The 20,288-nt window shown below is 69.9% G+C and carries 25 protein-coding genes and 1 pseudogene; 12 read left to right on the forward strand and 14 right to left on the reverse strand.

Annotated features, from left to right (window positions below):
• Positions 1 to 105: 105 nt before the first annotated feature.
• Positions 106 to 1,536, forward strand: coding sequence for an argininosuccinate synthase (gene argG, locus FLP23_RS08295; RefSeq protein ID WP_149325420.1), 1,431 nt, complete (start codon positions 106 to 108; stop codon positions 1,534 to 1,536).
• A 9-nt stretch (positions 1,537 to 1,545) separates the two neighbouring features.
• On the opposite strand, the gene FLP23_RS08300 is transcribed toward argG, so the two are convergent.
• Entirely contained in the window at positions 1,546 to 2,808 is a 1,263-nt protein-coding gene (locus FLP23_RS08300) for a D-arabinono-1,4-lactone oxidase (protein WP_149325421.1), read from the reverse strand.
• Between the two features lie 91 nt (positions 2,809 to 2,899).
• Here FLP23_RS08300 and FLP23_RS08305 point away from each other — a divergent pair, with 91 nt between their 5' ends.
• Positions 2,900 to 3,541 (forward strand): dihydrofolate reductase family protein, encoded by a 642-nt coding sequence (locus FLP23_RS08305; RefSeq protein WP_149325422.1) that lies wholly within the window; start codon positions 2,900 to 2,902, stop codon positions 3,539 to 3,541.
• A gap of 187 nt (positions 3,542 to 3,728) precedes the next feature.
• The gene (locus FLP23_RS08310) at positions 3,729 to 4,598 is read left to right on the forward strand and encodes an EamA family transporter (RefSeq protein WP_149325423.1); all 870 of its coding nucleotides are present in this window, start codon (positions 3,729 to 3,731) and stop codon (positions 4,596 to 4,598) included.
• 6 nt (positions 4,599 to 4,604) lie between these two features.
• On the opposite strand, the gene FLP23_RS08315 is transcribed toward FLP23_RS08310, so the two are convergent.
• Together FLP23_RS08315 and FLP23_RS08320 are read right to left on the reverse strand one after the other, a co-directional pair.
• Positions 4,605 to 5,246: a winged helix-turn-helix transcriptional regulator gene (locus FLP23_RS08315; RefSeq protein ID WP_149325424.1), complete on the reverse strand. Its 642-nt coding sequence runs from the start codon at positions 5,244 to 5,246 to the stop codon at positions 4,605 to 4,607.
• 5 nt (positions 5,247 to 5,251) lie between these two features.
• Positions 5,252 to 5,686 carry a VOC family protein gene (locus FLP23_RS08320; protein ID WP_149325425.1) on the reverse strand — a complete coding sequence of 145 codons (435 nt, stop codon included), beginning with the start codon at positions 5,684 to 5,686 and terminating at the stop codon, positions 5,252 to 5,254.
• Positions 5,687 to 6,215: 529 nt separating this feature from the next.
• Between FLP23_RS08320 and FLP23_RS08325 the strand changes: the two genes are divergently transcribed.
• Entirely contained in the window at positions 6,216 to 6,686 is a 471-nt protein-coding gene (locus tag FLP23_RS08325) for a hypothetical protein (RefSeq protein WP_149325426.1), read from the forward strand.
• Between the two features lie 148 nt (positions 6,687 to 6,834).
• The gene (locus FLP23_RS12490) at positions 6,835 to 7,041 is read left to right on the forward strand and encodes a hypothetical protein (RefSeq protein WP_246139941.1); all 207 of its coding nucleotides are present in this window, start codon (positions 6,835 to 6,837) and stop codon (positions 7,039 to 7,041) included.
• 351 nt (positions 7,042 to 7,392) lie between these two features.
• Here the strand turns inward: FLP23_RS12490 and FLP23_RS12610 are convergent.
• The 5 genes and pseudogenes from FLP23_RS12610 to FLP23_RS08345 all read right to left on the reverse strand — a co-directional run.
• Positions 7,393 to 7,761, reverse strand: a pseudogene (locus tag FLP23_RS12610) (hypothetical protein); the annotation flags it as partial.
• Complete coding sequence (locus FLP23_RS08335; RefSeq protein ID WP_149325428.1) at positions 7,758 to 8,021, reverse strand: hypothetical protein; 264 nt, start codon at positions 8,019 to 8,021, stop codon at positions 7,758 to 7,760. The gene FLP23_RS08335 and the pseudogene FLP23_RS12610, both read right to left, overlap by 4 nt.
• Positions 8,018 to 9,502: a hypothetical protein gene (locus FLP23_RS08340; RefSeq protein WP_149325429.1), complete on the reverse strand. Its 1,485-nt coding sequence runs from the start codon at positions 9,500 to 9,502 to the stop codon at positions 8,018 to 8,020. Before FLP23_RS08340 ends, FLP23_RS08335 begins: the two co-directional genes overlap by 4 nt.
• Before the next feature lie 314 nt (positions 9,503 to 9,816).
• Positions 9,817 to 9,984 carry a hypothetical protein gene (locus FLP23_RS12260; RefSeq protein ID WP_168200410.1) on the reverse strand — a complete coding sequence of 56 codons (168 nt, stop codon included), beginning with the start codon at positions 9,982 to 9,984 and terminating at the stop codon, positions 9,817 to 9,819.
• Between the two features lie 315 nt (positions 9,985 to 10,299).
• Positions 10,300 to 10,635, reverse strand: a complete 336-nt coding sequence (locus FLP23_RS08345; RefSeq protein ID WP_149325430.1) for a hypothetical protein — start codon at positions 10,633 to 10,635, stop codon at positions 10,300 to 10,302.
• A 587-nt stretch (positions 10,636 to 11,222) separates the two neighbouring features.
• Between FLP23_RS08345 and FLP23_RS08350 the strand changes: the two genes are divergently transcribed.
• The 3 genes from FLP23_RS08350 (at position 11,223) to FLP23_RS08360 (ending at position 12,130) form a co-directional block, all read left to right on the forward strand.
• Complete coding sequence (locus tag FLP23_RS08350; RefSeq protein ID WP_149325431.1) at positions 11,223 to 11,405, forward strand: hypothetical protein; 183 nt, start codon at positions 11,223 to 11,225, stop codon at positions 11,403 to 11,405.
• 118 nt (positions 11,406 to 11,523) lie between these two features.
• Complete coding sequence (locus tag FLP23_RS08355; protein ID WP_149325432.1) at positions 11,524 to 11,928, forward strand: hypothetical protein; 405 nt, start codon at positions 11,524 to 11,526, stop codon at positions 11,926 to 11,928.
• Complete coding sequence (locus tag FLP23_RS08360) at positions 11,918 to 12,130, forward strand: hypothetical protein (RefSeq protein ID WP_149325433.1); 213 nt, start codon at positions 11,918 to 11,920, stop codon at positions 12,128 to 12,130. Before FLP23_RS08355 ends, FLP23_RS08360 begins: the two co-directional genes overlap by 11 nt.
• Here the strand turns inward: FLP23_RS08360 and FLP23_RS08365 are convergent.
• From FLP23_RS08365 to FLP23_RS08385, 5 genes are all read right to left on the reverse strand, one after another.
• Positions 12,094 to 13,071: a replication initiation factor domain-containing protein gene (locus FLP23_RS08365; RefSeq protein WP_149325434.1), complete on the reverse strand. Its 978-nt coding sequence runs from the start codon at positions 13,069 to 13,071 to the stop codon at positions 12,094 to 12,096. The genes FLP23_RS08360 and FLP23_RS08365 overlap by 37 nt on opposite strands.
• A gap of 101 nt (positions 13,072 to 13,172) precedes the next feature.
• Positions 13,173 to 13,841, reverse strand: coding sequence for a hypothetical protein (locus FLP23_RS08370; protein ID WP_149325435.1), 669 nt, complete (start codon positions 13,839 to 13,841; stop codon positions 13,173 to 13,175).
• A gap of 111 nt (positions 13,842 to 13,952) precedes the next feature.
• Positions 13,953 to 14,417: a heme-degrading domain-containing protein gene (locus tag FLP23_RS08375; protein WP_149325436.1), complete on the reverse strand. Its 465-nt coding sequence runs from the start codon at positions 14,415 to 14,417 to the stop codon at positions 13,953 to 13,955.
• 43 nt (positions 14,418 to 14,460) lie between these two features.
• Positions 14,461 to 14,898: an NUDIX hydrolase gene (locus tag FLP23_RS08380; RefSeq protein WP_246139942.1), complete on the reverse strand. Its 438-nt coding sequence runs from the start codon at positions 14,896 to 14,898 to the stop codon at positions 14,461 to 14,463.
• A gap of 41 nt (positions 14,899 to 14,939) precedes the next feature.
• Positions 14,940 to 15,707 carry an SDR family oxidoreductase gene (locus FLP23_RS08385; protein WP_149325438.1) on the reverse strand — a complete coding sequence of 256 codons (768 nt, stop codon included), beginning with the start codon at positions 15,705 to 15,707 and terminating at the stop codon, positions 14,940 to 14,942.
• Between the two features lie 89 nt (positions 15,708 to 15,796).
• Here FLP23_RS08385 and FLP23_RS08390 point away from each other — a divergent pair, with 89 nt between their 5' ends.
• From FLP23_RS08390 to FLP23_RS08405, 4 genes are all read left to right on the forward strand, one after another.
• A complete protein-coding gene (locus FLP23_RS08390) occupies positions 15,797 to 16,273 on the forward strand; it encodes an NfeD family protein (protein ID WP_149325439.1) in 477 nt (158 codons plus the stop codon).
• On the forward strand, positions 16,270 to 17,211 hold the full coding sequence (locus FLP23_RS08395; protein WP_149325440.1) for an SPFH domain-containing protein: 942 nt from the start codon (positions 16,270 to 16,272) through the stop codon (positions 17,209 to 17,211). Before FLP23_RS08390 ends, FLP23_RS08395 begins: the two co-directional genes overlap by 4 nt.
• A complete protein-coding gene (locus FLP23_RS08400) occupies positions 17,192 to 17,977 on the forward strand; it encodes a glycerophosphodiester phosphodiesterase family protein (RefSeq protein WP_149325441.1) in 786 nt (261 codons plus the stop codon). The genes FLP23_RS08395 and FLP23_RS08400 overlap by 20 nt, the downstream gene beginning before the upstream one ends.
• A gap of 203 nt (positions 17,978 to 18,180) precedes the next feature.
• The gene (locus tag FLP23_RS08405; RefSeq protein WP_149325442.1) at positions 18,181 to 18,558 is read left to right on the forward strand and encodes an RNA polymerase-binding protein RbpA; all 378 of its coding nucleotides are present in this window, start codon (positions 18,181 to 18,183) and stop codon (positions 18,556 to 18,558) included.
• Positions 18,559 to 18,577: 19 nt separating this feature from the next.
• Here the strand turns inward: FLP23_RS08405 and lnt are convergent, their stop codons facing one another.
• Complete coding sequence (gene lnt / locus FLP23_RS08410) at positions 18,578 to 20,161, reverse strand: apolipoprotein N-acyltransferase (protein ID WP_149325443.1); 1,584 nt, start codon at positions 20,159 to 20,161, stop codon at positions 18,578 to 18,580.
• Positions 20,162 to 20,288: the final 127 nt, after the last annotated feature.

The raw sequence follows: 20,288 nt of genomic DNA on the forward strand, positions 1-20,288 counted from the left end.
GCGCGGATGTGTCCGGATCCGGGATTCTTCCTGAGTTGCGAGAAGAGGGCGGGGTGTGGCGGTCGGCATGACCGGGGGCGGTGCGGCGCGCCCTAGGCTTGTGGGGTGACCAAGGTTCTCAGCTCCCTCCCCGTCGGCGAGCGCGTCGGCATCGCGTTCTCCGGTGGCCTCGACACCTCGTGCGCGGTGGCCTGGATGCGCGACAAGGGCGCCGTCCCGTGCACCTACACGGCCGACATCGGCCAGTACGACGAGCCCGACATCGACGCGGTTCCCGGCCGTGCGCTGCAGTACGGCGCCGAGCTCGCGCGGCTCGTCGACGGCAAGTCGGCGCTCGTGGAGGAGGGGCTCGTGGCGCTGCAGTGCGGCGCGTTCCACATCCGTTCCGGCGGCAAGACCTACTTCAACACGACGCCGCTCGGCCGTGCCGTGACCGGCACCCTGCTCGTGCGCGCCATGAAGGAGGACGACGTCGAGATCTGGGGCGACGGCTCCACCTACAAGGGCAACGACATCGAGCGCTTCTATCGCTACGGGCTGCTCGCCAATCCGCGCCTGCGGGTCTACAAGCCGTGGCTCGACGTGGACTTCGTGAGCGAGCTCGGCGGCCGCACGGAGATGAGCGAGTGGCTCGTCGCGCACGGCTTCCCGTATCGCGACTCCACCGAGAAGGCCTACTCGACCGACGCCAACATCTGGGGCGCCACCCACGAGGCCAAGAACCTCGAAGAGCTCTCGAGCGGGCTCGAGATCGTCGACCCGATCATGGGTGTCGCCTCCTGGCGGGACGACGTCGAGATCGCCACCGAGGTCGTCTCGGTGCGCTTCGAGGCGGGACGCCCGGTCGCCATCAACGGCGTCGAGTACCCGGATGCCGTGGCGCTCGTGCTCGAGGCCAATGCGATCGGCGGGCGCCACGGGCTCGGGGCGTCCGACCAGATCGAGAACCGCATCATCGAGGCGAAGTCGCGCGGCATCTACGAGGCCCCCGGCATGGCGCTCCTCCACATCGCCTACGAGCGGCTGCTCAACGCGATCCACAACGAGGACACCATCGCGAACTACCACGCGGAGGGCCGCCGCCTCGGGCGCCTCATGTACGAGGGCCGCTGGCTCGACCCGCAGTCGCTCATGCTGCGCGAGTCGCTGCAGCGCTGGGTGGGTTCGGCGGTGACCGGCGAGGTGACCCTGAAGCTGCGGCGGGGCGACGACTACACGATCCTCGACACGACCGGTCCGCACCTCAGCTACCACCCCGAGAAGCTCTCCATGGAGCGCGTGGGCGACGCGGCCTTCGGGCCGGACGACCGCATCGGCCAGCTCACGATGCGCAACCTCGACATCGCCGACTCGCGCTCGCGTCTCGAGCAGTACGCGGCGCAGGGGCTCATCGGCGGGGCGACGGGCGAGCTCGTCGGGCGCCTGCAGGCGGGCGAGGCGGACGCCATCCTCGGTGCCGTCGAGGCCGCCTCCGCCTCGGATGAGGCGATCGACGCGGCATCCGAGTCGGCCGCCTTCGATTCCGGCACCGACTAGCGGATCCGCTCAGGCGCCGAGCTTGGCGTCGAGGAACGCGTTGCGGAACACGCCGCGCGGGTCGTGGCGGGCGGCGAGCGCGCGGAAGTCGTCGAAGCGCGGGTAGAGCGGTGCCAGCGCGTCCGCGTCGGCGTGGAAGCGCTTGCCCCAGTGCGGGCGGGCGCCGAGCGGCAGCAGGAGCCGTTCGATCCGCGGCAGCAGGGCGTCGACGGCGGGCTGATCCGGCACCCAGGTGAAGTGGATGCCGACCGCATCCGTCCCGGAGGCGCCGCTCAGCCACAGCTCGTCGGCCGCGATCTCCCGAACCTCCGTCACCTGCACGAGCGGGGCGAGCGCCGCCGACAGTCCGCGGACGGCCCGCAGCGCCTCGAGGGCCGTGCGGCGCGGCACGAGGTACTCGCTCTGCAGCTCCGCGCCGTTCGACGGCGTGAACTCGAGCTTGAAGTGCGGCAGCCGGTCGAGCCAGGGTCCGGGTTCGCCCTGCTGCGGGGTGCAGAAGCTCGGGTCGACTCCCGCGATGGGGTGCATCGGCACCGCGGACGGCGCCGCCCCGAGCACCTCGGCCGGCGCCGGGTCATCCCGGTCGACGCGGCGCTTCAGCCAGAGCTGGTCGATCGTGTCGGGTTCGGGCCAGGTGGTGAACAGGCTCACGCTGTAGCCCAGCCCGGTGACCTCGTCGAAGGCGTCGAGCACGGCGTCGAACGGCAGCCCTCGGTACACCGTCTGCGCCACCGCGAAGCTCGGCTCGACGTCGAGCTCCACCCGGGTCACCACCCCGAGCGCGCCGAGCGCGACCACCGAGCCGGCGAAGTCGGCATCCCCGCGGCGCCGGTTCACGAGCTCACCGGTGCCGTCGACGAACTCGATCGCGCGCACAGCGGTCGCGAGCGATCCGTTCGCGACCCCCGAGCCGTGCGTGCCGCTCGCGACCGCGCCGGCCACCGAGATGTGGGGCAGCGAGGCGAGGTTGGCCAGCGCGAGGCCGTCGGCCTCCAGGATGCGGGCGAGCTCGCCGTAGCGGATGCCGGCCGGAACCGACACGCTCGTGCGATCCTCGGCGACGCGCACGGCGCCGGGATCCGCGAGCCGGGCGGACGAGACGAGCACCCCGGCCGTGTCGGCGATGGGGGAGAAGGAGTGCCGGGTGCCGAGCGGTCGGAGCCCGCCGCGGCCGGCAGCCGCCACGAGGTCGCGCACCTCCTCCGCGTTCCCCGGCGCAGCGATCTTTGCCGCGCCGAAGGTGATGTTGCCCGCCCAGTTGGTCTCGACCATCGAACTCCTCCGTTGTCTCGATGCTAGGCGTCATCCCGCGCCCGGACCGGATACCGTGGGCGGTGCCGATCCTCCGACGGAAGGAGCCCCCGTGGTCGTCCGGGTCGATCTCAACATCTCGCTCGACGGTTTCGCCACCACGACCGATCAGACCCCCGAGAAGCCGTTCGGCGACGACTGGGAGCGGCTCGTCGCCGCCTACGTCGCGACGCGCACGATGCAAGCCCGGGTGTTCGGCGAGACGGACGGGCGCGGCACGACGGGCGTCGACGAGAAGTACGCGGCCGCGTACTTCGAGGGTGTCGGCGCGGAGATCATGGGGGCCGGGATGTTCGGGCTCCACAGCTTCCCCGACGACCCGGACTGGCGCGGCTGGTGGGGTGAGGAGCCGCCGTTCCGCTGCCCCGTGTTCGTGCTCACCCATACCCCGCGGCGGTCGATCGAGTTCGCCAACGGCACCGTCTTCCACTTCCTCGCGGCGACCCCGCAGGATGCCCTCGAGCGTGCCGTCTCGGCCGCGCAGGGCGGCGACATCCGGGTCGGCGGCGGGCCGACCGTGGTGCGCGCCTACCTTGAGGCGGGGCTCGTCGATCGGCTGCATGTCGGGATCGCGCCGATCCTGCTCGGCCAGGGCATCCGGCTGTGGGACGGTCTCCGCGGCCTCGAGGCCGGCTACGAGGTGACGGTCGAGCCCGCCGAGAGCGGCACCACCCACCTCACCTTCCATCGGTGATGGATGACACCGAGCGGGCACCTTCGCGCGCTATCCTGATCCCGATAGCGCCTAGGGTTCCGGAGGCTCCGCCTCGCCTGGTCCGAGCGGCGCCACGGCGAACCGTCGGTCGGTTCGCCGTCATCTGACAGGACAAAAGCCCGGAGGACCCTGTTCGTCGCGCCCGCGACGGGCGGAAGGGTCCCGCATGTCCACCGTCGCCCTGCTCATCGTGCTCGCCGCGGCGATCGCCCACGCGAGCTGGAACGTGCTCGCGCACGGTGCGAGCCGCGGCGGCATCCCGTTCCTGTGGTGCGCCGCCGTCGCGAGCACCGTGCTCTGGGCGGTTGCCGTGCCGTTCACCGGGGGGATCCCGACGGAGCAGTTCAGCGGGTTCCTTCTCGGGATCGGGGTCTCCGCGGTGCTGCACGTCGCGTACATGCTCGTGCTGCAACGCGGCTACGCGCTCGGGGGTCTCTCGACCGTGTACGCGACGGCGCGCGGCACCGGACCGTTGCTCACGGTGCTCGTCGCGGTGCTGTTCCTGGGGGAGCGGCCGTCGCCGTTCGCTCTCGTCGGGGTGGGGGCGGTCATCGCGGGGGTCGTCGCGCTCGGGATGGTCGACCGCACGCGGGATGCGCTGCCGGCGCGCCGCGGACCGGATCCGGCCATCATCGCGGGCCTGCTCACGGGGGTGACGATCGCGGCCTACACGCTGTGGGACGCCTTCGCGGTGCGCAGCTGGTCGATTCCGCCGGTCGCCTTCATGGTGGGCTGCACCCTCCTCGAGATCCCGCTCTACACCGCGGCGCTCGGGCGCCGGTGGGGCGAGGTGCGGACGGTGCTGCGGCGGCAGTGGCGTATCCTCCTGGCCTTCGGGGTGCTGTCGCCGTTGTCGTACATCCTCGTGCTCACGGCCGTGCAGCTCGCACCCGTCGCCCTCGTCGCGCCGCTGCGCGAGGTGAGCGTCGTGCTCGTGAGCCTCTTCGGCGCCTTCGTGCTGCGGGAGGCGAGGCCGGGATGGCGGGTGGCCGCGTCGGCCGTGGTGGTCGCGGGGATCGTGCTCATCGCGGTGTGAGCGCGCTCAGGCGGCGATGCGGAAGGTGCTCGCGAAGCGGTCGAGCAGCTCGCCGGGCCCATGGAGCACGTCGACGACGCCGGAGGCGATGGCGAGGGTGGGGGAGAGCTCGCCGGAGATGAGCCGGCGGATGTCGTGGCCTGCGGAGAAGGCGAGATCGGCGGGCCCGGCGCCGCGCGACACCTCGAGACTCGGACCCTCGACGCGGATGAGCAGTTCGGTTGGCCCGAGGTGCGCGGCGTACGCGGTGGGGGGGAGCGCGGCGGCGACCTGGGCTCGGAAGGCGGTGCGCAGATCCATGGTCATCGAGTCCGGTGTGATGAGCTGTTCCCCCCGGGGGTCGCCGAGCGCCTTGAAGCCCCACGCGCCGAGGGCGAGCACGGCGGGCTCGAGCTCGCGTCCGTACGGCGTCAGTTCGTACACGATGATCCGCGAGCGCGGCGCGCGACGGATCACGCCCGCCTCCTGCAGTTCCTTGAGCCGCGCGGCCAGAATGTTGCTCGGGATGCGGGGGAGACCCGCTGCGAGTTCGCCGTAGCGGCGCGGCCCGACGAGCAGATCCCGGATGATGAGCAGCGACCAGCGTTCGCCGACGAGTTCGAGGGCCCGGGTGATCCCGCCGTACTGGCCGTATTCGCGCGCTGCCACCGGCCTCAGGCCTGCTGGTTCGTGACGGCCTCGGGGCCCTGGGCGGCGGCGACGGGATCCATCCAGCCGAACTCGAGCACGTTGCCGTCGGGGTCGGTGAGCTGCCGCTGGTACATGAATCCGTAGTCGGCGGCCGGGCGCGGCTCCTCGCCACCCGCGGTGACGCCGGCCGCGACGGCCGCGTCGACGGCTTCGCGGCTGTCCAGGAAGATCGCCGTCGAGACGGAGGGTGCGACCTTGGGGTCGCCGATGGGCAGGTCGGTGAAGGTCTGGAAGAACTCCCGCACGAGGATCATGAAGTAGCTGTGGTCGTCCTCGACGACGACGCAGGCGGCGTTGTGGTCGGTGAACTGCGGGTTGATGCGGAATCCGACCGCCTCGTAGAAGCTCTTCGCGCGCTCCAGGTCGGTCACCGGCAGGTTGACGAACATCGCGGTCATGGTGGTCTCGCTTTCAGGGGGGATTGGGGTGGATGCCGCTAACACTTGCAATAAACAAGTGAGCTGTCAAGGGGGGCTGCCTCGGCCGCGGAAACGCGCGTGCTGACATAACTGAGGTTCCCTCGCGTTCGCTGGATCGGTCAACCTTCGAACATCCGTCCGGGTCAGGTGTTTCGGAGCGGGCGACGGGTGCGCGGGGCGCCCCGCACGCGGGGCTCCCCCCGCGCACCCCGAGCCGCCCGCAGAAGAACCCCTGGTCGCCGGGGGGTTGGCGAGCGCGAGCGGAGGAGTAGATGGCCGGGTTCCGCAGAGGGAGTTGCGATTTATACCCCCGTGTTACACAGCGGGGGTCGGGCGGGGTCGGCTTCGCCGCCGCGAAGGCGGGGGAGCAGGTATCCCACCGGCGAGGCCAGTGGGATACCGGCATGCTCGCCGGGGGAGTGTTCCCGCAGCGTCAAGGGCGCTGCGCGTCGCTGCGCGAGGCGCTGGCGCGCCCCCTTGACCCGGCTGGTCGTGGAGGTGGCCGGCGATGAGTGCGGAGTCTGTCGCGCGGCACATCCGGCGGATGCTGAAGGTGCATCGGCGCACCGGTCGCCAGGCGATCCGGCTGCCCGACGCGGACGCACTGCTCGTCGCAGAGCTGTTGGAGCACTTCGCCGCGTGGGAGCGTGAGCCGCGCTGGGAGCCGATCTACGACCGTCGAGCGGTGATGTGGCGCGATGTCGCCGCGCACGTCGCCGCCGTGTTGAGCGTCCCCGAGAAGCGCGCGCACGACATCGTCGAGCGGGCATCCGACGCGCTCATCATCGGCCCCGCGTTCCGCGTCATCGACCGCGACGGCCCCCGCTACCTCAGCTTCACCGGGGCTCAGGTTCGACAGATCGTGCGCTACGCGGCTAGGCTCGCGAACGAGCGAAAAGCTGACATAACCCCAGGACGTAAGCGTTCCGCGGAACGCGTGGCGCGCCTGCCGGTGCGGCGGTGCTGCCTGATAGCTTGACCATCGTGGGCACTCCTACTGTCCACTGGGGGTGAGCGGCGACCACCGCTCACCCCCGACCTTAACGCCGCCAGCCACTGAATCGGCGCAAGCTCAGCCCCCCAAATGAGGGCGCGCGATTTGATGCCTCAGTGGGAATGCTGGGCAGGTGGACTTCTCCGCCCTCGGGCTCTCCCTCATCCCCGCCATCATCGTCTCGATCCTCATCACGGCGATAGGCGTCGTGATCCTGTGGATGCTCGTCCGCTCCGCCGTCCGCTCCGGCGTGCTCGCCGCGCTGCGCACCCACGAACTCGACCGGCTCGACGCGGAGGCGGGCCTGCGGCCCCGCCGCCGCGTCGAGCCCGGTGAGTAGCGCGAAGCGCCGCTGCTCGGCGTCGTCGTCGTACCAAGGCAGACCGAGCTCAGCGTGACGCTCCGCCGTGTGCTTCGGAGTGTCTCGCGAACCGCCGCAGTCCGGGCAACGACCGCCCGTGAGGTGCCGACCCAGTAGCGGCGTATCCGCATGCGTGTCGTAGGCCCCCCAGCCGATCAGCCGACGCGGGAGGTACACGCGTCGCCGCAGCACTCGTGTGGGAGCCTCATCCGTCTTGCCTGACCGAGTATCGAGCAGCGCCGCCCCGACGAACACAGGAGAGGGCCAGGGATTGTCCGCGCGACGCCGCGACAGCATCGGGAAGAGCGCCGCCGATGCCTGCGTGACCTCCCGCAGCTCGACGTGCGCCCGCATCCACGCGGGCGCTGTCCAGATCACGGTGTTCCCCGCATGTCGAAGCGTGCCCAGCATCACCCGAATCTCTGACGGCAACGGAGCCGCATTGCCACCGGGGAGGATCGTCGTGACCTCATCGAGCAGGATGAGCGAGCCCCGGATGCGAAGCAGCTGACCGAGCGAGGTGATCGGCGCCGACCGCCGCCCGGTCGCAGCATCCAGCACCGGGACGGTGCTAAACACCGGTCGCCCCGACCGAAGCGCGGCGACGGCAGCCGATACCGCAAGGAGCGTCTTTCCACACCCGTTCACGCCCGTAACTCCCACGACCGGCACGCCGTCGAGGATCGTGACCGCGCTCATCGGTTCGCCGCCCAGAGCACGAACCGCAGGACCAGGTACGCGCCCCACACTCCCACGAGCGCAAGCCAGTAGGTGGTGATCGTCGGGAACACCTCATAGGGCACGATGGGTGCCAGGTAGGCCGCTGTCTCCATGAACCGAGCGATACCGTCTGTCAGCCCGCTCATCATTTCCGTCGACCCGGACGGCAGTGGCGGGATCAGCGAAACCAGGCCACCCACCATCACGGAGACGAAGTCGAGCAGGTACTGGGTGATCACGACTTACCCCCTGTCGGGCTCGGCGTCGTGCGGTTGGGGATGCCGGTCACCATGTCGATGATGAAGTTCAGCGCCCAGAGTGCGAACCCCGCGAGAAGCAGCAGCGTGATGACTTGCTTCGCACCTGCCGCCCACGACGACCACTCGCACGTATTGATGTTCTCGCCGTCACCCCCGAGTGCGTCCCCGACGAGCACGCCACACCCCGGTGAGTAGGTGAACGCATCCGCACCGGCTGTTATGAGCGCTTGAAGGTCGCCAACCGCCGACGTCGACACCGCAGACTGGATCACATGGTGCCGGTCAAATCCATTTGCCGGCACGAATAGGCATTCGGCTAGGTGTCCGATCACTGCCGGAAGCCACGTGTAATCGCCCCAAGTGAGCGCCGGGAATCCGGCCCCGCAGACTTGATCCCAATCTGTGCCGTCCACGTAGGGCGGGTTCAGTAGCGCGTAACACTGAGGGTCATCCGGGTAGAGCCGACAGATCGTTTCCGTCGCACCGGCGTCAGGGTTCGCATAGCCACTGTGCTGCCGGAATCGATCAGCTGACCAGGTGTCTTGCCCACAGCCGTAGTCATCGGGGGAGTGGCCGGTGTACGCGCACACCCAGAACTCGATCTCAACCAGGTATGGGCAATCCGATGACGTGAAGGTCGCGTCGCTTATACCAACGTCGCCTATCGCCGTCCACGACTGCGCGTCTCCGTCGACCAACTTTGGTGGCCCCTCCTGCCCTGCCGGCGCCCAGAAGCTCCCTGCCACCCACCGCAGCGACGAGTCCCACTCGTAGGTGATCGTCGGCTCGCCCGTGTACGTCTCCGAGCACCGGATGATCGTGTTCTCCCCGGACCGCACCATGGACGCGCCCGCGCCAGCGACGAACTGCGCTTCCTGCGTCCCGCCGAAATAACCCGTCCCCAGCTCGTACTCCGATGGACGCTCTGCCCACGACGTGACGCCGCTCTGGTATTGCAGACCGATACCCAGCAGTCGCGACGGGAATCCCGGCATCGTGCCCGACGAGTGCGCTGCATCAAGCCGGAACCAGTGTGTCGTACCGGACGGGCAGGCGTGAGTGCTGCCCGGAGTATATGCACCGCCCGCTCCGCCGACCGGGCCGCTGTAAGCATGGATCAGCGCATCGTTCCAACCGTTGCTGAAGCGCGCCGCTCCCGCATCCGGGCTCATGCTCGTCGCGTTCACGGGACGAGCGGGAGAGTCAATCCACAGCCAGTAGCTCGAGCTCGTTGTTCCCGAGACCGACAAGCAGACGTAGCGGTACGCGTGCCAAGTCGAACTCGGACGCCACTCCTGGGTGAACGAGTCTTCAAGGATCGTCACGCACGTGACGTTCCCGCCGACCGTGATACACGTCGACCCCCAGATGGGTGCGGCATCCTCGGGCCCGCCGTCGTCTTCGCCGTCCTCATCCGCATCGAGTTTCGGCACCGACAGATCTGTGACCTTGATCGGCACGTAAAGCAGTGACTCCGAAGTCCCCGCAATGGGTTGCCAGCATGGTTCCGCCAGACGTGCGTTGCGAAGCCGAACCGGCGTCGGATCCGTTGCCGAAGTACCGGACACGACGAAGTCGCGCGTATCCCAGCCGCCTACCGGCGCGGGCTCGGCGCAGCTAGTCATAGCAGAAGGCGGAACGCCCTCCGCTGGGAGGCCGCCGCTCACTGCGCCAGCCAGCAGAAGTGCTGCAATCGTGATCATGGGGTGGACTCCGGTTGTCAAGGTGGATGGAGTGAGCCCCCGCACCATGCCGATGCGGGGGCTCGTGCCGCTCAGCGGCGGACGCCGAACTTGCGCGCGATGCCGAGGCCGATGCCGAGGACGGCGAGGGCTCCCAGCACCGGCCAGAACGTCTCGATGGCCTGCGGGATCGCAGCCGTGATGTCGGTCACGATGCTGCCGAACGCAGTCCAGATGCCCGTAGTCGTGGGCTCTTCCATATTCACCTCCCTCGTCTGCCGATGAGCAGGACGACGGCACCGAACAGAAGCCCGACGCCGACACCCCACATGGCGGCTTCCCCGACCGCGGTCATGGCGGCGTCCACTACTGGCCCGTCATGGTCGCGAACACTCGCCGCGCTACGGCGACGAGGAGGATCGCGCCATGGAGCGCGATCCAGAGGTAGATGAAGTCGCCCAAGGTCACAGCACCTTCGCGACGACGAGCGTCGAGAGCATCGCGACCGCCCAGCCCGCCATGAACGCGGCGAGCCGGAGAAGATCGACATGCACCTCAACGAAGGACATGGCCGACTACTTCGCAGCGACCGGCTCGCGCACGAGCAGCGCGGCAGCGGAATCGATGTCGTCCGGGGTCGCGTAGCGCACCGCGCGGAAGTTCGCGCCCCACTCGTCCGACTCGCCGCAGTCCGCGATCAGGACCACCTGCTCGCCCTCCTCCGGGATGCGCAGGCCCGACGCGAGCGGGAACCGCACGTCCGGGGTCGCGTGCGCCGTCTGGAACAGCGTCACGTCGTACCGCTCGACCTCACCGGTCGGCTTGTCGGCCACGTACCGCTGCTTCGGCTCCCGCGCGATCACCCGACCGGTGATCAGGACGACGGGGCGGCGCTTCTTGCTCAATGCCATAGGGACCTCCTGGATGAACGGGCCTTGTTGCCCGTACCCCCAGCCGATACCGCCGCAACAGCCGCGCCTACCCCCCGAAGTGCGCAAACCAGGGGCTTGCGGCCAACCGCTACAGCGTGTTAAAGCCTCACCTTCCGCGGGCGCGCAACAACGCGAGCGGCGGCAGCGCCGAGCGGCCTACCACCCAGCCGTGAGGGAGCCCACATCAACCGTAGGGGGCTGATTAGGAACGGGAGTTGCAATTTATACCCCCGTGTTACAGCACGGGGGTCGAGCGATCACCTAACGAGAGCGATTCTCACCTGAGCGTGGTCGTGCCCAAGGGCACGAGGTTGCACTGCACTGCGCCCGCGTCAAGGGCGCTCCACGGCCACGCCCGTCGCTCCGGAGATGGTGCGGGAAGGAACTCCGTTCCTGTGCGGGTGAAGTCGTGGGGGAGGGGCGTGACCGCTCCGCGTCGCTACGCGATGCGCTGCGCGCCCCCTTGACCCGTTCTCCGTTCCGTGCATCCGGGCGGGTATCCCGATGAAGCACCGGCATCTGGCGATGCCAGCACTTCATCAGCATCCCCAACAGAAAGGATCATCATGAACGAGACGACCATCTACACCAGCATCCACGCCCATGGTGCGCCCAAGTTCGAGCGCGTCGACGTCGCCACCCCCTACTACCGGGTGCACATCGGGAACGCGACGATCTTCATCGGCGCCGCCGACCTGGGCGAATGGAATGCGGCACTCACCCGCGCCGAGCGCGAGGCCGCACGATGAGCCGCCCCGACTACGGGCTACCCGTGCCCATCGACTTCGACGCGATCCCGACCGATCCGGCCCTCGACACCGAGCCCGACTGCTGCTCTTGACTCTCACCCCGTTCGTAGGAGGAACAATGCAACACCACGCCAAGCGCATCTCGCGCTCGATCCGCCGCACCCTGAAGGTGCACGCCCGCACCACCGCCACCGCGGTGAAGCTGCCCGATGCCGATGCCGCGATCATCGCGGACGTGCTCGATCACTTCGCCGCCACGACCGACGCGCCGCTCTACGTGCCCCTCTACCAGCGGCCCGCGATCACCTGGATGAACTGCGTCCGACACCTCTCAGGGCTGTACGAGATTCCCGAGGGGGACGGGACGCGGGTTCTCGAGGCCGCATCCGACGCGCTGGAGATCATGCCGTTCTGGCGGGTGATCGACCGCAGCGGGGGAGGGGCACGGTATCTGTCGTTCACCGGCGCTGAGCTTCAGCGCTTCGCCACGTACCTCGGGCAGGTGTATTCCAGTGGCCGCTGAGCATCGTGACCGCGCCATGATGGCGATCCGCACCATCGAACGTCACGCGCTCAGACTCGCCACCGAGCCGCGTCGCGTCGCAGCTGAACGCACCCTCGACCTGCGCATCATCGAACGCCAGCTTGCCGCCCTCATCTTCGTGGCCGAGGTCGCGGCGACCGCTGATCAGCCGAGCGCGCGCCCGATGTCCGAGCCGATCTGACGCCAGATCAGGTCGCGATCCTCAGCGGTCGCGACCACGTGGCCCGCCCTTTCAAGGCGGGCCACTTCTGTTTCGAAACGACGAGTGAGCATCTTCCCGTACTGCCGCAGGAAGAACGACCAGGCCCGCTCATCATCACGCGGGCGATTGTGGCCCATGCCGACTTGCGACAAGTCGGAGGCGAACACGTCCGCGTGCAGCTGCTTCGCCCACAACGCCGTGCCCCACACCTCTTCGGGGGAGAGGCGGGCGACATCGTAGCGGGCCTGCTTCTGAGGTCGCACCTGCAACTCCAGACGCACCCAGCCCGGGTTGTACTTGTCCGCCTGATCGGGGAACGCCTTCCGCAGCTGCTTGCCCTTCTCGTAGAGCCGCGCGAGAACTGGCGACTTCATCGAGCCGATGTACAGGGTGCGACCGTCCGGGTGTCCCTCCGCCTCGCGCAGCCAGTCACCGATGGTCGCGAGCTTCAGTGGCCGGCCGCGCCGGTCGCCGTTCGGCAGGTGGTCCGCGACGTTCACGCACATGTCGTACAGCCGCTGCCACGGCGCGCCGGTCTTGAAGTCGTAGGCCGCATCGACACGCGTCACCCCATGATCCGGCCACAAGGCCCGCACCGCGGCCACGAACGGGGGAGTATCTTCGCCGGACGCCCACGCGTGCGGCCAGGCCTCTTCGTTGCCGCCGTAGACAACCCGCGCGATCACGTTCCCATCACGCACAATCTCCGCGCCAGCCGTGTACCCGTGCAGACCGCGTGAGCGCCGATAGTCCGCACCGAGCCACCCCGCCAGCGACTCGATCACCACCAGCGGATTCTCATCGATCGATGCGGCGTACCAGTCGAAGCTCGCCTCGAACCGCTGCACCGAAGCTGCAGCCGCGTCACTCAGCATCGCCCTCAGCCGGTCAGCGACCCCGCCGCGAACCTCATCAGCCACGGGGCATCACCGCCCCAAAGGTCAGGGGTGAGCGATACTCAGGCTGACATAACCGTGATTATCAGAGTGATTCACGACCCCTCAATGGAGTCGTCGACGGCTCAGAAGTGACGGCCGGCCCGCCGCGCGTCCGGCACGGCGTAGGGGGTGACCAGTTGCGGCTCGGCGGACTGGGGCGGGATGAGCGGCGGCGTGACGGGCGGCGGCGTGACGGGCAGCTGAGGCGCCTGCTGCAGCTGAGCGGGATCCTGCGGGGCGGGGATCTGAGGAAGAAGCGCCGGCGGCCCCGGGTGAGGCGGAGGAACGCTCGGGTACGCCGGCGCCACGGTGGCGGGACGCGGCAGGTGGCCCGGGTACTGCATGGCCGGTGTCGCGTAGGGGTTGGTCGAGGTCGGGCTGGCGCCGACGGGCGCGAGCGCGGCCTGCGGGAACGCGGTCACCGCGGCCGCGGGGCTCAAGAACTGGGCGGCCTGAGTGGCCGCCGCCGTGGGCGGCTCCTGCGCGATCGGTTCGGCGACGGCCGGCGGGGCGACGTTCTCGTCGGCGTCCGGCGGGGTCGCGAGCGATGCACGGGACCCGCGCTTCCCGCCCCGCCGCTGCGTGGACTCCCCCGGCGATGACGCGGCCGCACGGCGACGCTGATCGGCGGTCAGCGCGCTGAGGACGGCAGAGCGCACGACGAGCCAGAGAGCGAGCAGCCCCGCGACCGCCAGACCCGCTGTGATGGCGAGTTGCGTCAGAAACGCGGGGTCGAGCTCGGGCAGGCTCATAGCAAACAGAGTGGCCCCGTGTGTAGTCCCCCGGTATCCCGCGTTCGGGTGACGTACCGGCCCGCTCGGCGCGGATTTGTCCCCCGAAGTGCGCTCAGCGGCGCGCGGCGCTCAGCCCTGGAGCGAGGTGACGGCCTCGATGACGAGTGCGTGGTCCTTCGCGTCGGCAAGGCCCGAGACGGTCGCCGTGCCGACGATCGCCCCCGCCACGCGCAGCGGAACGCATCCCCCGGAGATCGCGTAGAGCGCGGGGTCGAGCCAGCCGAATCCGCCGTTCAGATCGTGGCGCACCCGGATGGCGAGGCTGCTCGTCGCGAACCGCGAGGTCGTGCGGATCTTGCGGGCGATCCAGTCGTCGTTGTCGGCGGTCGACCCGGGCAGCGCCGAGTGGAACACCAGCTGCTCGCCGAGCCGGACCTGGATCGCCACCCCGAGCTCCCGCTCGCGCGCCAGGCGGCGGATGGTGCGGCCGAGCTTCCAGGCCTCGTCATGACCGAAGCCGTCGAACCAGAGGGTGCGCTCTTCATGCTCGATCTGCTCGAGCAGCTGCTCGAGTTCGGCGCGGGACTCGGTCACGAAGACTCCTCGGTGCTCGGCGTGAGGCGGTGGATCGCCCGGATCAGGCGGTGCAGGACGGCAGTTGGCGGCGGATGAGCTCGATGAGCTCGGTCGGCTCGAAACGGGGGCGCTCGGCGAGCAGCTCCCCGAGGCTCCACCAACGATGCTCGAGCACGTCGACGCGCTCCTCGTCGGTCCAGTGGGCGTTCGACGGTTCGAAGCGGTCGGTCACCTGGCTGAAGAACTCGGCGTGCCCGGAGTCGTGGTCGGCGGAGTCCCACTCGACGTCGTAGTCGTGCGCCCACACGGGCGCTCCGAGGCTCTCGACCTCCAGCCCGGTCTCCTCGTAGAGCTCGCGGCGGGCGGCCTCCGCGAAGGTCTCACCCTCATCCACTCCCCCGCCGGGAGTCAGCCAGCGCGCGACACCGGAGCTGTCGGGTGCTGTGGTGAGGAACAGCAGCACGCGGTCGTCGCGGTCGAACAGGAGGACCCGGGACACCAGGCGGTGCCGATGTGCACTGACCATGCCCAGACGCCCGCTCAGGCCTGCGCGGTGAAGTCGCTCACGTCGCCCACATAGCGGGTGTGGTCGGCAGGGATGTCCTCGACGGCCGCGCGGGCGACCTCCGCCGCGAACTCCGACACGTTGTAGAGCCGCCCGGCGGACTCGCGGCGGGTGGCGATCGCGCCCGGGTTCGACCGCTCCAGCAGCGTCGCAGTGATGGTGCCCTCGATCATGTCGCCCGAGACCACGACGAAGCTCACGCCCGCCGCCTCGAGCTCCGGGATGCGTGCACGCAGCGCGTCCTCCCCCGCGCGCTTGCTGCGGGCCACCGGCTCGTACTCCGGCATGGTGGGAACCGTCGCGATGAAGTGCGCCTGGTGGCTCGTCACGAACACGACGCGCGAGCCCGCGCCGAGCAGCGGGAGCGCGGCGTCCAGCACGTTCACCTGGGCGTCGCGGTTGAGACGCATGGCGTAATCGTCACCCAGTCCCGATTCCATGCCGCCGGAGGCATTCAGCACGAGCAGGTCGAGCCCCCCCCACGCCTCCCGCACCGTGGCGAACATGGCGGCGACGGATGCCGGGTCGGTGAGGTCCGCGCCGATCGCGAGGGCCTCTCCCCCCTGCTCCTCGATGCCCGCGACGATCTTGAGCGCCCGGGCCTCCTTGTTGCGGTAGTTGATGACGACCTTCGCCCCTGCGGCCGCGAGATAGCCCGCGGTGTCGGCGCCGATGCCGCGCGAGGAGCCGGTGATGAGGGCGCGCACACCGCGCAACGAGTCGGAGGGAAGCTGGTCGTTCACGATTCACACCCTACCCATCGGCGTGATCCCCACCGGCATCCGCTCCCGGTGCTAGTTTCAGGAGGACGACGTCGTGAAGGGATGCCGCCATGGAACCCGATGTGATCAGCAGCTGGGCGTGGGTGGTGTGGCTGGCATTGGTGCTGGTCTTCATCATCATCGAGGTGAACACGCTCGAATTCACCTTCCTCATGCTCGCCCTGGGATCCGTCGGGGGGCTCGTCGCGGGCCTCGTGGGCGCCCCGTGGTGGCTGCAGCTCATCATCGCCGCGGTGCTGGCGCTCGTGCTCGTGCTGTTCGTGCGACCTCCGCTGTTGCACGCGCTGCGCAAGGGCGGCGATCCGACGCCCTCCAACGTCGACGCCCTGCACGGGCTGAGCGGCACGGTGGTCGTCGACTTCCGCGACGGCGCCGGCCAGGTGAAGCTCGCCAACGGCGAGACCTGGACGGCGCGGGTGCCCGCCGGCGCGTCCGGCCTCGATCTCGGCGAGGGCACCCGTGTCGTCGTCACCACCATCGACGGCGCGACCGCCGTCGTCGTCCCCGCAGAAAGCGAGACCGAATGAACGACGGCGAGATCCTCGGCACGATCCTCGTGGTGGCGCTCGTCGTCATCATCGTGGTGTTCGTCCTCACGATCCTCATCCGCGCCATCCGCATCGTGCCCCAGGCCTACTCGGGCGTCGTCGAACGGCTCGGTCGCTACCACAAGACGCTGCAACCGGGCCTCAACATCCTGGTGCCGATCATCGACCGGCTCCGGCCGCTCGTCGACATGCGCGAGCAGGTGGTGTCGTTCCCTCCGCAGCCGGTCATCACCGAGGACAACCTCGTGGTCTCGATCGACACGGTCGTCTACTTCCAGGTGGTCGACGCGCGCGCCGCGACGTACGAGATCGCCAACTACCTGGCCGCCGTCGAGCAGCTCACGACGACCACGCTCCGCAACGTGGTCGGCGGACTCAACCTCGAAGAGGCGCTCACGAGCCGCGACAACATCAACGGGCAGCTGCGCGTCGTGCTCGACGAGGCCACCGGCAAGTGGGGCATCCGCGTGGGTCGCGTCGAGCTCAAGGCGATCGACCCGCCGCACTCCATCCAGGACTCGATGGAGAAGCAGATGCGCGCCGAGCGCGACCGTCGCGCGGTGATCCTCACCGCGGAGGGCACCAAGCAGTCGGCGATCCTCGAGGCCGAGGGGCACCGGCAGGCCGCCATCCTGCAGGCCGAAGGCGACGCCCAGGCGGCGGTGCTGCGGGCCAAGGGCGAGGCGGAGGCCATCCAGACCGTGTTCGGCGCCATCCACGAAGGCGACCCCGACAGCAAGCTGCTGGCCTACCAGTACCTGCAGACGCTGCCGAAGCTCGCCGAGGGCGACGCCAACAAGCTCTGGATCATCCCGAGCGAGCTCACCGAGGCCCTCAAGGGCATCGGCGAGGGCTTCTTCGCACCGCGCGCCGCGGCGACGCCTCCCGGCTCCACGGATGCCGCGCCGCGCGGCTGACGGCGCCTCGCCCGCCTATCTGTCCCCCGCTCCCCCGCGGGTGCTCGCCCATCGCGGGCTCGCGCTCGAGGCGCCCGAGAATACCCTGCTGGCCTTCGCTCACGCGATCGCGGCGGGCGCGACGCACCTCGAGACGGACGTGCACGGCTCGGCCGACGGCGTCGCGGTGATCAGTCACGACCCCGACCTCAGTCGGGTGGCGGGGCGCGAGGTGAAGGTCGGGCAGCTGACCGCCGCCGAGCTCGCCCGCATCCCGCTCGGCGAGGGTCAGGGCTTCCCGACGCTCGCCGAGGCGCTCGATGCCTTTCCCGAGACGCGCTTCAACATCGACGTGAAGTCCGCCGACGCGATCCCCGGCACGATCCAGGCGATCCGGGCCGCGAAGGCGAGCGACCGCGTGCTGATCGGCTCTTTCTCGACCTCGCGGCGGCGTGCCGTCGTGCGCGAGCTCCCGGGGGTCGCGACCTCGATCTCGGCGAGCGGTGCGCTGCCCGCCGTGCTCGCCGCACGAGCCGGGGCGGTCGGTGCGCTCGCGCGCGTGCTGTCGGGCGTGCACGCCGTGCAACTGCCGACCCGGGCCGCCGGGCTCTCGGTGGTCACCGCGCGATCCATCCGCAGCTTCCACGCGGTCGGCGTCGAGGTGCACATCTGGACCGTCAACGACCCGGCCGAGATGGTGCGGCTTCTGGACGCCGGGGTCGACGGAATCGTCACCGATCGCGCCGATCTGGCGGTGCCGATCGTGGCCGCTCGGCACGAGCGCTGAGTCGGCGCACCCCTCGCGCCTGTCCCCCATCCCCTCCCAATCCGGGTCGAGGACGCTGGGAAAGGCCTGAGAACGGCGCCACGCGCGGAAGCTATCCGCCACGGTAGACGTTGTCACCCCTGGCGGCAGCTCGATCCCACCGGATCGCCCGCCTCAGCGCGAAAAGCGCTCACCCACCCCACGGCGCACAAGGAGGCCATACGATGGCGGATCGCAGCTTGCGCGGAATGCGACTCGGAGCTCAGAGCATGCAGAGCGAAGAGGGAGTCGAGTTCTCGCCCCGGAAGCGTGCGGTGTACCGCACCGATGAGGGGAACACCTTCGAGGTGGTGTTCGCCGCCGAGGCCGAGGTGCCCGAGACGTGGGAGTCCCCGCGCACCGGCCAGGAGGGTCGCCTCGTGGGCGATGACGGCGAGCTCGTCGAGAGCGAGGCCGTCGAGGCGAAGGCCCCGCGCACCCACTGGGACATGCTGCTCGAGCGCCGCACGCGCGCCGAGCTCGAGGAGCTCCTCGAGGAGCGTCTCAGCTACCTGCGCGCCCGCCGCGGCGAGGCCGCCGCGAAGGCCAGCAAGAGCGCCTGAGCTCGACCCCGGGCGCGACTCAGCCGCTCGCCCGGCGTCCGCGACCGCCGATGGCCGCCCCGATGAGGGCGCCCAGGGCGATCGCCACGACCCCCCACTCGACCCCCCGGCCGATCACGACCGCGGGGGTCGTCGTCGTCGAGAGGGGCACCTCCGCGACCATCGCGGCAGGGGTGAACCGCGGCAGTCGATCCTGGACCGTGCCGTCCGGCAGCACGATCGCACTCGTGCCGACGGTCGAGATGTTCACGACGGTGCGCCCGAGCTCGACCGCCCGGATGCGCGCGATCGCGAGCTGCTGCACGTTCTCGTCGGTGAATCCGAAGTCGGCGTTGTTGGTCTGCGCGAGCACGAGCTGCCCGCCCTCCTCCACGCCTTCGCGCATGAGCGCGTCGTCGACGATGTCGAAGCAGATCGCGAACCCGGCAGGGACCGAGTGGCCGTCGCGCCCGACGTCCATCACCGCGTCCGTCGTGCCCGGCGTGTACTCGCGCTGGATGAGGTCGATGAGCTCGGGGGCGAACTGTCGCCACACGGCGCGATCGGGCACGTACTCGCCGAACGGCACGGGGTGACGCTTGTCGTAGCGGTCGACCGCCCCGTCCCCCGGGCGCCACAGCAGCGAGGTGTTGAAGTACTGCTCGCCGTGCTTCGTGATCGACCAGCCGACGAAGGTCGCCCCGGTGTTCACGGCGACCGAGTCGAACACGCGCGCCGCGCCGGGAACCCGCAGCGGGTCGAGGTCGGATCCGCCCTCCGGCCACACCACGAGGTCGAGGTCCTCGCCGAAGAGCGGCTCGGTGGCCGCGTACTGGGCCAGCAGGTTGTCGCCCGCGTGCTCGGGCGGGTCGAAGTAGCCGGTCTTGCCGTTGCCCTGCACCGCCCCCACCCGGAGGCTCCCCTCGGTGGTCACCGGGAAGGAGGGGAATGCGACGAGGGTCGCCGCGATCGCGGTCACGAGCAGGGCGCGCAGCAGCACCGGCACGGTCGCGACGCGCACCGCGGCGACGGCCACCGCGACGAGGAACACCATGAGGAAGCCGACGCCCGAGATCCCGAGCCAGGCGAACAGCGGGGTGATGGGGCTGTCGGATTGGGATTCCGCGATCCGCCCCCAGGCGAAGCCGCCGTACGGCCAGATGCTCGCGATCGCCTCGCGTCCCGTCCAGAGCCCCGCGACCACGAGGGGCACGAACAGCAGCTGCCCGAGCGGACCGCGCACGGCCCGTGGGACGACGCGGGTGGCGATCGCGATGAGCATGGTCCCGAGGCCGCACCAGAGCGCCATTACGACGCACAGGGCGAACCACGGCACGGCACGCACGATCCAGAGCTCATCCGGCCCGAGGAACTCGGTCATCCAGGGGATGTGGATGAGGTAGAAGCTGAGCCCGAAGACGAAGCCCACCACGAAGCCGGCGCCCGCGCGTCGGCCGTGCGCGGCGACGAGCACGAGCGCGATGCCGAGGAAGGCGAGGGGCCACCAGCCCAGGTCCGGGAATGCCGCGTCGGTGATGGGTCCGGCCGCGGCGGCGAGCAGCACGGCGCTCCACCACGGCACGAACGGCCGGGCGGTCTCGGGTGCGGACGCGACGAGGGGCATCGAGCATTCAGCCTAGGGCCGCCGTCCTGTGCGCCTGCTGCGGATGCGCGCCGTCGTCCTCCTTCTGTCCGGTCCGCAGCCCCACCCCGATTCCGCAACTCAGGAGATACGGCCGATCCACGAGAAA

It is taken from the genome of Protaetiibacter larvae, assembly GCF_008365275.1.
Taxonomy (GTDB): domain Bacteria; phylum Actinomycetota; class Actinomycetes; order Actinomycetales; family Microbacteriaceae; genus Homoserinibacter; species Homoserinibacter larvae.

Coding starts and splice junctions, on each gene's coding strand:
- FLP23_RS08300 (WP_149325421.1), bottom strand. CDS start 2,808: ATGGTCGAGACCAACTGGGCGGGCAACATCACCTTCGGCGCGGCAAAG.
- FLP23_RS08310 (WP_149325423.1), top strand. CDS start 3,729: ATGTCCACCGTCGCCCTGCTCATCGTGCTCGCCGCGGCGATCGCCCAC.
- FLP23_RS08320 (WP_149325425.1), bottom strand. CDS start 5,686: ATGACCGCGATGTTCGTCAACCTGCCGGTGACCGACCTGGAGCGCGCG.
- FLP23_RS08325 (WP_149325426.1), top strand. CDS start 6,216: ATGAGTGCGGAGTCTGTCGCGCGGCACATCCGGCGGATGCTGAAGGTG.
- FLP23_RS12260 (WP_168200410.1), bottom strand. CDS start 9,984: ATGGAAGAGCCCACGACTACGGGCATCTGGACTGCGTTCGGCAGCATC.
- FLP23_RS08345 (WP_149325430.1), bottom strand. CDS start 10,635: ATGGCATTGAGCAAGAAGCGCCGCCCCGTCGTCCTGATCACCGGTCGG.
- FLP23_RS08350 (WP_149325431.1), top strand. CDS start 11,223: ATGAACGAGACGACCATCTACACCAGCATCCACGCCCATGGTGCGCCC.
- FLP23_RS08355 (WP_149325432.1), top strand. CDS start 11,524: ATGCAACACCACGCCAAGCGCATCTCGCGCTCGATCCGCCGCACCCTG.
- FLP23_RS08370 (WP_149325435.1), bottom strand. CDS start 13,841: ATGAGCCTGCCCGAGCTCGACCCCGCGTTTCTGACGCAACTCGCCATC.
- FLP23_RS08390 (WP_149325439.1), top strand. CDS start 15,797: ATGGAACCCGATGTGATCAGCAGCTGGGCGTGGGTGGTGTGGCTGGCA.
- FLP23_RS08395 (WP_149325440.1), top strand. CDS start 16,270: ATGAACGACGGCGAGATCCTCGGCACGATCCTCGTGGTGGCGCTCGTC.
- FLP23_RS08400 (WP_149325441.1), top strand. CDS start 17,192: ATGCCGCGCCGCGCGGCTGACGGCGCCTCGCCCGCCTATCTGTCCCCC.
- FLP23_RS08405 (WP_149325442.1), top strand. CDS start 18,181: ATGGCGGATCGCAGCTTGCGCGGAATGCGACTCGGAGCTCAGAGCATG.
- lnt (WP_149325443.1), bottom strand. CDS start 20,161: ATGCCCCTCGTCGCGTCCGCACCCGAGACCGCCCGGCCGTTCGTGCCG.